Genomic DNA, 14,532 nt, shown 5'->3' with positions numbered 1-14,532 from the left:
TATCTATCTATTTAAATTATTTTAAGAATTTGCTTATTTTTAGACGAATTTGATAAATATATCGAATAATTAAAAATTGACACTGTTGTCTAATACAGTTAGGTTAAATAGTTGTTACAAAGTAATAACAATAATTTATGAAAATCGCTTACATGTTATCATTTAAGCAAAAATAACCGTTTTAGAAAAATCTAAAACATTAAGGATGATAATATGTGTATAAGTTCAGAAAACAATGATCGTTATGAGCAGTGTGTCTTAGGTGAAGAATTTCATATTTTTGATGTAGACGATATTTTTTTAGATATCTCAAAATCTTATTTTTCTGCTGAGTTACAAGATACAGATTTTTTGCTGCATAACATTGGATCAAATTCTGGTTTCACAGGTTCCCTTATTTTAAGTTTAGATGAAGCACCAACTAGAACTAAAAGAAGTACGATAGAAATAATGAGTGAATTTAAGCAGGAAAATGGTATTAATTATCGTTTTGCTAAAGAATTATCTATCGAGTATTTTGATAAAAGGCATTATTGTAGTCCTTACATGACAAAGAGTAGTTTATGGGCCCCGTTGGAAGGTGAATCAAAAGGTAATGTTGATTTTGTTAATGTGAGTTTATTAAATTCTGTGAAACCCTATTATTCTAATGAAACAATCCTATCTGTTATTAATGGAGCTGAAATAGTATTACCTAGAGGTTATGCTTCTGCTAGCGAAAGACTAGAAAGATATCTTGAAAATTATGTTGTTTTTTCTTATGCTATGTTTCTTCTAAACAATGAAGAAGGAGTGTTTACCCCGTTTTCTAAGTGGCGCGGTAATTGTTGGAAAAAATATGAGTATTTAATTCAAAAAGTACAAAGTAGTTTGAGGAAAGAAAGGATGATTGACTTAAAGATGGAGTCTGATATTAGAAATGAAAAATCAGAGTCAAGAGTAGGAGAGTTGCTTAACATCCATTACAACCATAACTAACTAGTACAGAAGTATTTCTTTTTCTGGGTTATTGTGATAACTTAGTTAGTAGAGATAAGTATGCTAAAAGGTGGAAGAATAATGAGAAAAGTTATTACGTATGGGACATTTGATTTGTTACATTATGGGCATATTAATTTATTGAAACGAGCGAAAGAACAAGGAGATTACCTAATTGTGGCTCTTTCAACAGATGAATTTAACTGGAATGAAAAACAAAAAAAATGTTATTTTTCATATGAAAAAAGAAAAATGTTACTTGAAGCGATTCGCTATGTGGATTTAGTGATTCCAGAAAATAATTGGGATCAAAAAGTAACAGATGTAGATGAGTTTAAAGTAGATGTCTTTGTTATGGGAGACGATTGGAAAGGCGAGTTTGATTTTGTAAAGGAAGCTGGCGCAGAAGTTGTTTACTTAGAGCGTACTCCTGAGATTTCAACAACCCAAATCAAAAAAGATTTAAACGATAAAAAAATCTAAACAGAAAATCCAGTATGGAGAATTAATAAATAATTCTTCATACTGGATTTTTTTAGATACCTAAACAAAGTTCATCATACATGTGATTGAGTTTAGCAATGTCTTGTTTGGAAGGGTAAAGATCGATACAGATAACAGGAAATTCAAATTCTTTTGTAGTAGAAATATTAGTTAAGATCAAATCAAATTGACTAAATTTCTCAAATGCTTCTTCGTTTGTCAAAAAAACAATAGGTGAAAAAGTATAGCGACTGTAGAACTTTTTGTTCAATATATTAGCCAAAAATTGAGTGTGCTCCGTATCTGAATTCATAAACAAGCCAACTTTAAATTCAGAGTATGAAAACTGGATAGCAGGTAGTAACGCCTCCCAATGAGTGACTAAAACGTAGATAAGAGCTTCGTATTCATCTTCTTTCAAAGAGCCAAAATAGTCATGTTCGATTATGTGATGATGTAAAAAACGATAGGCTAAAGGAAAATCTCTAGCTAAGTTGGTTAAAAAATAATGATGTTTGTCATAAATTAAGTAACTTGTTTCAATGGTAAAAAGTCTGATATTCATTAGTGCTAAAATAAGTCGTTCTTTTTTCTTTCTTGAAAGGAGAATTTCAAGTGACACTTCTATATCCGTTACTAATTGAGTTATCTCTATTAAGTCGGTTTGGTGAGGAGTAGACTCAGAACAAATGACATCAAGTTCTTCTTGATTAAAAGCAAAATGATTACTTAAAAAAGGATAAGCTAACTCAATCACATGTGTTTTGTTTAGCTCTATTTGAAAAATACCTTTAAAGGCTTGAAGAAAGATACTATTGGTTAGAATGGGGAACTCATAGCGGTTCTCTATTTTTTTGACCTGTTTTTCAGTATAGTGATGACCATTTTGAAGTCTTATTAAGGAAACATAAAGAATCAGTCTTAATTTTTCTAAATCAGGATAGTTTAACACTCTTTTTTCTAAATCAACGTAGCTCATGACAAGTTGTTCAAACAATTTTTTCTGAACATTATTTAAAGGATAAGGTCGCTCTAAATATTTTTCACTGAAGTAATTAACGAAAATATTTCTAATTTGGCATTCATCTCCAACAATTTTTATAGGATTTGTGGTGATTTCAAAACCAAGGGGCTTCATTTCTTTGTTCATTTTAGAAATGATCCTTTTTAGAGTAGAGACACTGATAAACAGTGAATCTGCATAGTCTTCAAGGCGATTATGGGGTTCAAAAAAAACTTTTTCTAATAAATAAAATTCAGTGCTATTTTTTAAAATGTTCGAATAAATAAAATCCATAGCAAGCTTTTTGTGATGGATTAGGTGGCAGTGATGGTTGCCATCTAACTCAATAGAAAGAGGAGCAATGAAATCATTTATTTTTTTAATATCGTCTATAACTGTTGTTATAGACACATTTGATAAGTTAGCTAGATGTGAAATAGTACTTGATTGATGGTGGAACAAATAGTCTAAAGTTGTTAAAAAACGACTACTTTGTTTAGATAAAATATTTTTCATTTTGTGCCTCCGTGTTTTATAAATTACAGTTCAAATTTTATTTTCAATAAAGTTATTTTGAGCTGTCGGCAAATGAAAAATTGATTAACATGAGTGTTGTAAGTGATTGAATATTTTTTATTAGACAATAATTTAGTTTCAAAATCAAGCCTATCTTCATAAATTAAAGTAATTTATGATAATTATTTAATTTATGAGTTATTTAATATTTATCCGTTCAAATAAGAAAGGTTAAATAAGACAGATAGGTTTGCTGTTGGCAAAAAACATGAGTTTAAAAAAGATAGTGTTTCCATTAGAAAATGAAGGGAGTTTTTGAAATGAACACGCTAGCTTATATCAATGGGGAAGTAACAACTGAGCGATACAATGAATTGCTCAAAAAAAATGTCACAAAAATATTAATAGATGTGCCTAGGGGAAAACCAAATGACGAAGAGGTAACAGATTCTTTAGATTATATTGTCAAAAATCTTAGTGCAGGAGATCAGTTAATCATTTATGATTTATCAAATCTTCACCGCACTTTGTCCGAATTATCTAAGTTTTTTATACAAGTTAAAGAAAAGGAAATAGATTTAATTATTTTAAACAAAGAAGAAATATTTAATTCTATGACTGACAAAGAGTTTGTTGATTTTATATTTGATTTGAATGAAGAGAATCAGAGAGTGGTTCAAGAAAAAGTCAAAAAATCAATTAAGAACCCACAAGCTGTAGGAAGACCAAAACTATCTGAAGAAAACATCAAAAGAATTCGTCACTTAAGATTAGACAAACATTATACGTTAAAAGATACTGCTGAACTTTGTGGTGTCTCAGTGGGGACTGTTTATAAGTATGCTGATTGTCAACAAGCTTAGTGGTGGCACTTATGATTAATAAAAAAATGTTAATTAGTAGTCTGTTGTTTGTAATAGGTGGATTTATTTTTTTTGGTGCTATCCATGCTTCAGCAGAAAGCATGGAGCCTAAAGTTTCAATTAAACCAGTTATTCCAGAAAATCAACAAAATAAAGAAGCTAAGTATTTTGATTCAAGAATGAAACCAAATCAAAAAGAACAAGTAGTCATTCAGCTAACGAATCAAACGAAAGAGCAAGTTCATTTAAAAGTAGCTTTTGCTGATGCTAAAACAACGAGTCAAGGTGTCATTGATTATTCAGATAATCAGCATTTACGTAGTAAGGCTCCTCAAGAGTTATTGTTTACTCAAATGATCAGTGGCCCAAGTGATATTGTTTTAAAAGCGCAGGAAACCAAAGAAGTTGTATTTGAACTTCTAATGCCAGAGGATGTCTTTGATGGATTTGTTTTAGGTGGTATTGAGTTTATTGAAGAGATAAGTGAACAAAAAGAATCAAGTACATTAATGACTCAAATGTCTTATCTAGTAGGCTTTAAGTTGAGTGAAACAGATAATGAATTGCCCTACGATCTTGTTTTAGAAGAGCCACGTGTTGGGATGAAAGACTATAAAAATGCTATTTTAGTTTCTTTAGCTAATCAGAATGGTCGATTAATCAATGAGTTAAAGTTATCTATTCAAGTGATAAAAAAAGAGGAAGAAACAGTTATCTTACAAAGTCATCTTGAATCTGCTCGTATAGCTCCTTACTCAATTATGGAAATACCCGTTTACATAGAGGATGATTTGTTAGATCCAGGAAATTATGAGATACACATTCAAGCAAAATCAGATGAAGGTTTTCAAAAAGAATGGGTCGAAATGTTTGAAGTGACTAAAAAAGATCATGAACTTTTTAAAGAAAACGATACACTATGGATTGAGGATACAACGACTAATAATAAATTAATTTTTTTTATTACGGTGATAACTTTAGTTATCCTAACTGTCATGTTAATTATTATCTATAAATATGTGTTAAATAAAAAAAGAAAAAAAGGTGTTAAGCAATGGAAAAAAAGAAAAAAATGATGCCTCTTTTGATAGGGGTGGGCGTAGGGCTTGTGTTATTTTGGAGTATTTACAGTTTCTTCTTTTATCAGGTCTATCAAGAAGCAGCCGTTTTTGCAACTGAGGGAGCACAACCTATTGTCCAAATACTAGAAATACTAAATTACCGCGCAGATGTGTTACTACCGTTTTTTATTATCTTTTTTATGCTTGTTTCTACTAGTTTATTTTATATTATGTATTTATTTTTAATCCTTAAACAAACAACAAGTAATTATATTCCACTAGTTGTTGTTAGTTTAATTATCTTCTTATTTATAGGATTTAATGTGATAAATAAATTAGGTTTGTTTCTTGGTTTATTAGTAGTGATAGCCATTTTGATTATGACATCAATTGCTTTAACAGTTAAGCATCTCTATATTGAGAAAACAGATTATGAAGCAGGAGATATTGTTCGAAAAAAAGGACCATTTGATAAGTTGAGTGAAGCTCATTTATATGAAGAGCGTGAAATAAAAAAAATGAAAAAGCTATCGTGGGCAGAAGGATTAGTCATTAATTCGATCATTTACTTGGAAGATAATAAAGGTCATTATGTTGAAATATTTTTAGAGGATAGTACCAAATAATTGAAATACATGGGGAAAGTAGTGAAAAGAATGAAAAAATACTTGAGTAAAATAGGCTTGATGTTAATCGGATTTGTCATGATTAATTTAGTAGGACAAACCGTATCAGCTAATGAAACTGGTGGGGGAATTGGTTTTTCAGTAGCGCCTGTTTTACCAACAACTCAAATAGATCAAAATTTAGGTTATTACTATTTAAAAACAGAACCTGGTAAAGAACAGACTTTCGAAGTTAAATTATCTAGTCAAAAAAAAGAAAATCAAACGATTAAAATGTTTGTCCAAGATGCTTATACAGGTGTAAATGGTGGTTTAACTTATGGTGTTGATGGTCAAGATGGGTTTAGTCAAGATAAAACGTTGGAAAATCCAACCAGTGAATTAGTAACGCCAATGACCGAGACAGTTGAACTAGCTCCAGGAGAAGAAAAAGTAGTTACTTTTAAAGTGTCACCTCCTAAAAATTCTTATGAAGGAGCCAAAATAGGTCGGTTAGTTTTTAAATCAAGCAATGATGAAGAAAACAAAGAGAAAGAAGCCATTATTGAAGAATACCAGTACGCAGTAAGTCTTGTTTTATCAGAGACAGGTGACGAGTATACAAATGGTGACTTACAAGCCTTAGCGCTCAATGAAGTCAAACCAACGATAAAAAGAGGAAAGAGATTAGTCACAGCCAACTTACAAAACCCAGAGCCAAAACGACTAATGAATCTTGAATTAAGCGCAACAATTACTCAAAAAAATAGTGACAAAGTAATCAAAGAAACTAAAATCCCAGATTTTCAGTTTGCTCCAAATAGTAACGTTGATTTAGAGATTGATTGGGGCTTAAGTGAACTTGTTGCAGGAGAGTACACCATAAATATTTCTGCTAAAAACTCATACGACAATATTCATTTAACGAAAGATTTTCGAATAACTGGAGATGATGCCAATAAAATTAATAAAGATAGTGCCTTTAAGATTAAAACACCAAATTGGGTCAAAGCAGTAACGATTTTTAATGGCGTTTTAGTATTAGTTGTTTCAATAGTAGTCATTATTAGAAATAAAAAATGGACAATCCTTTCTAAAAAGAAGAGAAAAAATAGAAGGAAAAAATAATAGAGCTAAAAGGATGTGTGATTTATGAGGAAAAGTTTGTTAGTGGTAATTAGTACATTAGTGACACTCTCTTTTCTATTACTTTCTTTTACCGTAAATCAAGCGGAAGAAGTAAATAAAAAAGAGTCGCCTGTTGGTATTCAGTTTGAAAAAGAGAGAAAAAAAGATTCTGGAGAAGGGAAACCACCATTAATAAATGGTGGAAGTAACAAACCGCCAGTCAGATTATTACCTGAAACTGGTGAACTTTTAACGTCACTAATCTTTATTTTATTAGGTATTTCAATTGTCATTTTTAGTTTAGGAGTCTTGACAATTAAACAATTATATCAAAAAACAAGTTGGGAGGTTTAAAGATGAAAGATTATTTATGGGTATTTATATTAAGCATTATTGCCCTGTTTTCTGCAGGCGTGTTCTTAGGCACAATTAGTAAATCATCTGGACTAGTCAAAAAATTAAAATTACCTAAGTCTAGTTTGTTACTAAATTTTGTTTTATTAATTATTTCACTAGTAAACATTGGGCTAATTGTTTATGTCTTTATATTAGTGAAAGATCAAATCAGTTTATTAGTGTAATCCAATTGAATAGTTGTACAACTTATAACAATAACACCATCCATAATAAAAAAAATCGGAGGAAATTATTATGAAAAAATTTATTTTATCAAGTGTATTAGTATCGGGAATGGTATTAGGAGGAGTTCAGTTTGTATCAGCTGATGAAACAACACCAGAATATGATCCGATAGTGAAGAAAGACGAAACAACTTTAGGTATTTCATTTGACACAGATGGAGCTACTAAACCAGTTGAAGGACCATACAAAGGGGTACTTTCATTAATCTACGTGCCGAGTGCATTTGAATTTGGTAAGCATGCTGCTACAGGAGCTCTTTTAGATTATCAAGGACTTGGATATGGAGAGAACGATGAAAAACAATGGGTAGTTGTTAATGATGACCGTGAGAATGATAAACTTGCTACAGGCGTAAAAGACCCTAATAGTAAAAAAGGTGATCCTTGGAAATTAACAGCAACAATGGCTGAGCTAAAAAGTGATAATGAAGTATTACCAGCAACTTTAGTAATGAGCTTTGATGATGTGAAGAAATATGACATGGGTCAAGAATCAGATGGTAAGGGCGATATTAAACCTAATCCTGCGACAGATGACCATATTACTGCATTTGATGAATCAGAAAAACACGGTGTAGAACTTAACAAAGCTGTCACATTAGAATCAGGAAAAGCAATTGAAGAGCAAATATTCTTTAGATCTGAAAAAGCTGAAGGTGAAACTAGAGGTAAGATTGGGGTAGCCAGTCAAGTAACGGGTACTCAATTAACAGTTCAAGCACCAAAAACAGCTGCAGGGAAAACATATAGTTCGAAAGTAACTTGGACTTTATCAACGGGTCTATAATTTTTTAAACAAACAATAACGTAACTATGGATGGTTTTTGTTATTGTTATAAGTTGTATAGCTATTTATTAATAAAAGGGAGGGAGAGATGAATGAAAAAACAAAAAGACTTTTTATTTGTATTAGAATGTTTTGTTTTTATTTTATTTCTTGTAGGCCTACAAAGAACAGTAGTTGCTGAAAAAGTAATTGAGGATAACTTATATGTGGCATATTCAAAAGTAAATCCATCATTCGCGATTGATATATCACGAAACGATCAAGCCAGTCACTATGAACATCTAATTATGTATGGAGCTCATGGCAGAGGAAATCAATTATTAGGTTATCAGTATCGCCCTGAAAAAGATGGATATATTATATATGCAAGCGAGAACGAACAACGAATATTACAGGCTCAACAAAATAATTTAGTAAAAGCAATAAACTTTCAAGAACCAATTAATAACTACACGGAGTTTTCAGATGACTATATTTGGGATATAAAAAAAGATGATAAAGCTGGCTATTATAAAATAGCCAGTCGTTCCAATAAAGGATATATTACAGCTAAATCTATTAGTAATAATGGAGAAGTTAGACTTGAAAGTGAACGAAGTAGTTCCTATCAATCATTTAGATTAGAAACAATAAATGGTATGTATCAAATACGTTCAGTTTCAGAGAGAAGCAAAGGCTGGGATATTGAAGGCGGAACTGCGGCTAACAAACAAGTTATTGCTTATGATTTATACAATCAAAATAATCAAAAATGGCTTATTTTGTTCAAGCCAAATGATGATGGTTATGTTATTTCTAATAATGATAGTAGGAATTTAATAACGAACCATAGGGCAGGGGCAACTAACCCGACTGTAATTAATAACAAATTAACATTTGATCAAAAGTATCCTGATGACAGCATTTTTTATTTTCAATCATTAGGATTTGATATTGACGGAAAAAATATTAAGGTGAAAATTCAAAATAAGAGAGCGCCAACTAGCTTTTATCAAAAAGACAATCAAATTGCAACGAATACTGTTAGTAGACTTTTTTTACAGGGATCAAGCACTAGTTACCCTAATAGACAGCAATGGATTCTAGATAAAATTGATGATATACCAGTTCCTAAAATAGATAATCTGATTATTACGAGTCAAAGACCAGAAGCTAAAGATTTCTTTTATATAGGAGAAAAATTAACTCTTACAGGAGATTATATAGGGACAGGTTTTTCTAGTTATGATTTGTATTCTAAATTTGATATTGCTGAGCCAACACTCTTACAGAAAGGTAACCCAATTCCTTCTAGTGGTGTTTCTCATTTTAAAACAGAGATTGACACATCAGAGTATGCCAAAGAAGGTGAAAGGTATATTGAAATATTTGCTCGGGCAGACTCCATGTTTCAATCTAATCGAGTTGCACAAAAATATAACATGATTTTCCCAACACCAACCGGTAAACCAGTTCCTCAAGCTATCAAGCAAGGAACAGCTTTAAGTACACTTAAAGCTACTGATTTTGTTACGGATCTAAATGATGAAATGTCTAACAACATTACAGTAGATAAAGAAATAAAAGAATTAGATCCGAATAAAGTTGGTGTGCAGATGGCTAAAATTACGATTCGCAATCAATACAAAGAAACAGTGATTGAAGTTCCTGTTACAGTTGGGTTGTACTGGGGGGAAGTTCCAGGTTATTTTGATGAGACTACAGGGGAATTGATTTTTACTGGAAGTGGCACACTTGGTGAGAGTATAGTGGCTCCTTGGAATAATGGAAATATACAAAAAGCTACGGATGTTAAGTCAATAACTTTTACTCAGCCAGTAAAAGCACCTGAAAATAGTAGCTATTTGTTTAGTTCTAATCAGTTGAATAAATTGATTAATGTAGAGAGTATTAATGGTTTGAACTTACTGGATACATCTAGTGTGAAAAAAATGGATAGTATGTTTTTTTACTTAGCAAAATTAAAGGAGATTGATGTAAGTCACTTTGATACTTCTAAAGTAACTACAATGAATAGAATGTTTGCTAATGTATCTAATATATCTGAAATAAACTTAGAATCATTTGATACTGTCAGCAGTAAAACGGATACGAGCTTTATGTTTTCTGGTTCCTCTAACATTAAACAAATTAGCCTAGGTAAGAAAACGAAACTTTCTAAATCTGATTTAGTCCAACCTAAAAAAGTTGCAAATAACTATACAGGTAACTGGCAAGGAGTAGGGGAAGGGACCATTGAGAAACCAACGGGTGAGTTTGTTGGATCTGTAGCAGAATTAGAAACATTAACACAAGATACTGATAAAAGAATTAACGAAACCTATGTTTGGGAACCAGTGACTATAAGCAATGTCACGATTAATTATTATCAAAAAGGGACGCAAAAAAAGATTGTTGAGAAGCTAGATGAAGGTAGTCGTAAAGAGCCAGAGACTAAAAATGATATTGTCTATGAGCATAAACAAATTGCTGATATGCTAGAATCTTTAGGAATAGACATAGAGCCCACTTATGATGGGTATTCATTTTTAGAAAAAGAAACCAAGATTCAAGTAACAAATACGAAAGAAGAGTTGGATCTGGTAAGTAAATTTCCTAGAGAAGATATAGTAATTGATTTTTACTTTGATTCTACAGTTCAATTTTCATATCCTGAGAGCATTGATTTTGGTAATCGACCACAAAGTAAATATGAAAATATCTACCAGATGAAACCAAGTGATGTGGAAGAAGAGAATTACCTTTCTATTATTGATACGATCGAAACTAATCAAGATGAACCTGATTGGACTTTGTCTATGTCGACAACTGGCTTTTATCATGCTGATTCTGGTGTAAGGTTATTAGCAGATTTGATGTTAACTTTACCTGATAATCAGCAACCAATCATGATTACTAGTGAGGGAATACCGATTGTTGAGAATAGTAATAACTATAAGAAGGATATTAGTTTAAGTAGTGGTAAAAAAAATGAAGGACTAGCTGTCAGAGTATCAAAGGTTGATAAGTTAGGGCAATATAATGGTGTCTTAAAATACCAATTACAAGTAGTACCATAAAAAAGCCCAAGTATCGAGTATAATTGATACTTGGGTTTGCTTTTGTAAGGATTTCTTTATAAGGAATCCTTTTTATTTATGTTTTTTTTGATATGTTCAGCACATAACTCGTAATACATTTTATATAATTTTTGAAAGCCATTTTTGGAAGGGTACAAATCAACACTAACGATTCTGTATGTCTCGTTTTTAGGTTGTGAGATATTGGATAAAATTAAATCATAATTACCAAATTGTTGAACGCCTTCCTCATGAGTTAGAAATGAGATAGGTTCAAATGTAAAACGACTATAGTGTTTTCTATTTAAAATATTAGCTAAAAAATGAGTGTGCTCTTCATCTGAATTCATAAACATACCAACAGTAAATTTTGGATAAGAAAATTGAATTTTATACAGTAATGACTCCCAGTGAGTTAATAAAGCATAAATCAAAACGTCTATTTCATGTTCTTCGTATTGACTAAAAAAGTCATCGCCAATGATGTGTTGGTAAAGAAATTCGTAGACTAAAGGAAAATCATTTTTTAAATTCATTAAGAAATTATGTTTAAAGTTATAGATTAAATAAGTTTCTCCAATAGTTGAAAGACGTGTGTTCATCAATTCTAGTAATAAGGAGTCAAATTTTTCAGGAGGTAATTCTTCCCCCACTACTTCTGAAATACTGGTTAATAGAGCTTTCATATGATGATATTCATTATCTAACTTTGGAGATTTACTACAAAATTCGAGCAACTCTTTTTGATCTAGAGCAAAATTTTCACTTACGATAGGATAAGCTAAATCAACCACATTTTCTCTATTTAATTCAAATTGGAAAAGGCTTTTCACTGCTTGCTGGAACAAAGGATTTCTTAACATCGGATAGTTGTAACGATGTTTAATTTCATCAATTAGATGTGCTTCATATTTGTGACCGTTTTGTAATCTAATAAGGGAGACAAAAAGAGTGACACGAATCGTCTCAATATCTGGATAATTTTTGAAACTAGGTCGAGGTTCAACGTAACTCATTAACATCTGTTCAAAAACTTTACGCTCAATATCAGAGAAATTGTAATTTCGTTCTAAATATTTTTCTCTAAAATAATTAACGAACATGTTGCGAATAAGTCCTTCGTCTCCAACTATGCCGATAGGGTTCGTGGCAATATGAAATCCGTATTTTTTAGTTTGCTTGTTAATTTTGTTTAAAATTCTTTTTAGTGTGGAAAGGCTGATAAAAAGCGAGTCAGCATAATCCTCTAATCGATCATGCCGTTCAAAAAAAACTTTTTCAAGAAATCTGAACTCAATACTATTTCTTAAAATACAAGAATAAATGAAATCAATTGAAATTTCATATTGATGATTTAATCGACACTCATATTGAGAATAAGATTCGATATGAAGTGGTTCAATAAAATCATTAATCTTATTGATATCCTCATGAATAGTTTGGAGTGAGACATCTGAAATTTGTGCTAGTTTTTCAAAAGAACTGTCATTATTATAGTAAAGATACTCCAATGTTTTTAGATATCTTATACTTTGTTTGGATAGAATAGCTCTCATATTTTAACCCTCATTAAATTTTATAATATTTTTTTGGTTGTTTCAAAAAAATTATATTTCACGAATATGAATAACTTTTTTGGCTAACAACTTAATTTTAAATACAACTAAGTGTGTTCGAAAATATGAAAATTAGCTGTATATTCTTAATTCTATTCTATCATCTAACGGCCAGTATGAGGGAGAAAAATAAAAAACACAGTGTTTTTTATTCAATAATTTACCAAATTTTAATAACAGGGTTAGTAAAAGAGTAGGCTTTATATACCGTGGCTACTAATGATTGATTATCTCTAGAAAAAGAGGTTGACCTTTTTATAGGTCAACCTCTTTTCTATTTTTTTTGTATAGTAGCTGTGTTGTTTTGTTATTTTTTATTATCTTGATATGATATTTTTGCTTCTTATTTTTTGAAATTAGTGAAAAATGAGTATTTTTAACTTTTTTTATTCTTAATTGAACAGGTTGCGCATTTTGATATTTTCCAGAAGTTACTTGGAGTGAGTATTTTCCTCCAGAAATAGAAGAATTAGTAATTTTACCTGACGCATCTAATTTAAATGTTAATTCATTTTTTTTCTTTGAATTCGGGATAAGAACGATTGATTCGTAAGCTAAGGGCTTTTGCTTTTTATTTAAGAGCTGGATATCTAAGGTATATAGTCGATTAGATATTAGTTTTCTTTTTAGCCATGTAAATAGTGTGAAAGCTGTAATTAGAAAAACTGTAATAGTTAACAAAATAAGAAACATGAAACGGTATTTTTCCCAAGTAGAAATAGAAGAAATATCATCATCATTTTTTTTAGGAATATAAGGAACTTGTTTTCCTGTTACGAGTAAGCGATGAGTATTAATCATATAGGGTGTACAGGTTAAAAGAGTGACCAAGTTTTTATCTTCTCTAATTTTGAGGGAGTCAGTATCTGTAGGCTCAACCACATTTGTTTCAATTACTTCATAGGCCAATTTTTCCCCATTGATTTCAATGAAAAAAGAATCACCGATATTTAATTTAGGTAAGTCAGTAAATAATTTGGCTTCTGGTAGCCCTCGATGAGCGGAAATAACTGAGTGAACATTATTATCTTTAGAAGGATAACTGGAACCTTCTAATAAAGATGCTCCTTTTTGAAGTAAGGTATCATTTGTCGTATCAAAAATTGGTAATCTAAGTTTGATAGATGGGATATAGAGAACACCTAATGTGTGTTGTTTGTAATAATCTAAAGGTTGTTTTTTAGCTTTATTTGAGTCTTCCTCAGTAGCTGCATTAAAAGCAGTTAAACCAGGATTAGATTTTTCTTTAGCTAAATTATGATTTTCTTTTTGTTGTTCTTTTATTATTTTTTCCCTTTCTTCCTTATTTTCTTTATTGGCTTGTTCTTGGTAATGATTAATCACCTTTTGATCTAAAAACGTATTAAGTTGATTTTGAACGAAAGGATAGAGAAAAACAAGAATACTACCTAATAAAATAGTAATCATAATAACGTCTAAGAGTTTTATTTTATGTTTCATGAGAACCTCCATATTTATATATTATTGGGAGTAAATAAAAATTTGTTGACTAAAATCCTATTATTTTTTTGATTTTAAATAAATGAAATTTATTTGATAGGATGTCTTTTATAATAAAACTTTTCTACGTTATATAAAAGGTCATTTATTTTTTTAAAAATATTTTTTTTGAACTGTCAAAGATAAAAAAATTATTTATTATAACCTGAATAATTCATACTTTTAATTAAAACCATGTGAAACTGCCTCACGGCAGCTTACAATTACTTTTTCATCTTCACCCGTTAAGTGATGAAAAAAGAACCCCTTTCTGCTATGGTTAAAGTGACTA

At 30.6% G+C, this 14,532-nt stretch carries 13 protein-coding genes; 10 read left to right on the top strand and 3 right to left on the bottom strand.

Annotated elements, in window-relative coordinates:
• Window positions 1-213 precede the first annotated feature (213 nt).
• Window positions 214-978, top strand: a complete 765-nt coding sequence (locus ACODH8_RS08260) for a hypothetical protein (protein ID WP_420504953.1) — start codon at window positions 214-216, stop codon at window positions 976-978.
• 81 nt (window positions 979-1,059) lie between these two features.
• A complete protein-coding gene (gene tagD, locus ACODH8_RS08255; RefSeq protein WP_332466349.1) occupies window positions 1,060-1,461 on the top strand; it encodes a glycerol-3-phosphate cytidylyltransferase in 402 nt (133 codons plus the stop codon).
• Between the two features lie 52 nt (window positions 1,462-1,513).
• On the opposite strand, the gene ACODH8_RS08250 is transcribed toward tagD, so the two are convergent.
• Complete coding sequence (locus ACODH8_RS08250) at window positions 1,514-2,980, bottom strand: helix-turn-helix domain-containing protein (RefSeq protein ID WP_420504955.1); 1,467 nt, start codon at window positions 2,978-2,980, stop codon at window positions 1,514-1,516.
• 320 nt (window positions 2,981-3,300) lie between these two features.
• Between ACODH8_RS08250 and ACODH8_RS08245 the strand changes: the two genes are divergently transcribed.
• The 8 genes from ACODH8_RS08245 to ACODH8_RS08210 all read left to right on the top strand — a co-directional run bounded on the left by ACODH8_RS08245 (window position 3,301) and on the right by ACODH8_RS08210 (window position 11,124).
• Window positions 3,301-3,843 carry a recombinase family protein gene (locus tag ACODH8_RS08245; protein WP_420504956.1) on the top strand — a complete coding sequence of 181 codons (543 nt, stop codon included), beginning with the start codon at window positions 3,301-3,303 and terminating at the stop codon, window positions 3,841-3,843.
• Between the two features lie 11 nt (window positions 3,844-3,854).
• The gene (locus ACODH8_RS08240) at window positions 3,855-4,919 is read left to right on the top strand and encodes a WxL protein peptidoglycan domain-containing protein (RefSeq protein WP_420517667.1); all 1,065 of its coding nucleotides are present in this window, start codon (window positions 3,855-3,857) and stop codon (window positions 4,917-4,919) included.
• Window positions 4,898-5,530 (top strand): hypothetical protein, encoded by a 633-nt coding sequence (locus ACODH8_RS08235; RefSeq protein ID WP_420517666.1) that lies wholly within the window; start codon window positions 4,898-4,900, stop codon window positions 5,528-5,530. The genes ACODH8_RS08240 and ACODH8_RS08235 overlap by 22 nt, the downstream gene beginning before the upstream one ends.
• A 30-nt stretch (window positions 5,531-5,560) precedes the next feature.
• Window positions 5,561-6,637, top strand: coding sequence for a DUF916 and DUF3324 domain-containing protein (locus ACODH8_RS08230; protein WP_420517679.1), 1,077 nt, complete (start codon window positions 5,561-5,563; stop codon window positions 6,635-6,637).
• A gap of 24 nt (window positions 6,638-6,661) precedes the next feature.
• Window positions 6,662-6,991: a hypothetical protein gene (locus tag ACODH8_RS08225; RefSeq protein WP_420517665.1), complete on the top strand. Its 330-nt coding sequence runs from the start codon at window positions 6,662-6,664 to the stop codon at window positions 6,989-6,991.
• A gap of 2 nt (window positions 6,992-6,993) precedes the next feature.
• Window positions 6,994-7,218 (top strand): hypothetical protein, encoded by a 225-nt coding sequence (locus ACODH8_RS08220; RefSeq protein WP_420517664.1) that lies wholly within the window; start codon window positions 6,994-6,996, stop codon window positions 7,216-7,218.
• Window positions 7,219-7,288: 70 nt separating this feature from the next.
• The gene (locus tag ACODH8_RS08215; protein ID WP_420517663.1) at window positions 7,289-8,065 is read left to right on the top strand and encodes a WxL domain-containing protein; all 777 of its coding nucleotides are present in this window, start codon (window positions 7,289-7,291) and stop codon (window positions 8,063-8,065) included.
• A 92-nt stretch (window positions 8,066-8,157) separates the two neighbouring features.
• Complete coding sequence (locus ACODH8_RS08210; protein WP_332466341.1) at window positions 8,158-11,124, top strand: BspA family leucine-rich repeat surface protein; 2,967 nt, start codon at window positions 8,158-8,160, stop codon at window positions 11,122-11,124.
• Window positions 11,125-11,180: 56 nt separating this feature from the next.
• Here ACODH8_RS08210 and ACODH8_RS08205 read toward each other — a convergent pair whose 3' ends face one another.
• Window positions 11,181-12,680 (bottom strand): helix-turn-helix domain-containing protein, encoded by a 1,500-nt coding sequence (locus tag ACODH8_RS08205; protein ID WP_332466340.1) that lies wholly within the window; start codon window positions 12,678-12,680, stop codon window positions 11,181-11,183.
• A gap of 315 nt (window positions 12,681-12,995) precedes the next feature.
• On the bottom strand, window positions 12,996-14,201 hold the full coding sequence (locus tag ACODH8_RS08200) for a class C sortase (protein WP_332466339.1): 1,206 nt from the start codon (window positions 14,199-14,201) through the stop codon (window positions 12,996-12,998).
• Between the last annotated feature and the right edge of the window lie 331 nt (window positions 14,202-14,532).

It is taken from the genome of Vagococcus fluvialis, assembly GCF_048815235.1.
Classification (GTDB): Bacteria; Bacillota; Bacilli; order Lactobacillales; family Vagococcaceae; genus Vagococcus.
This window is presented reverse-complemented; position numbering and strand designations above follow the sequence as displayed.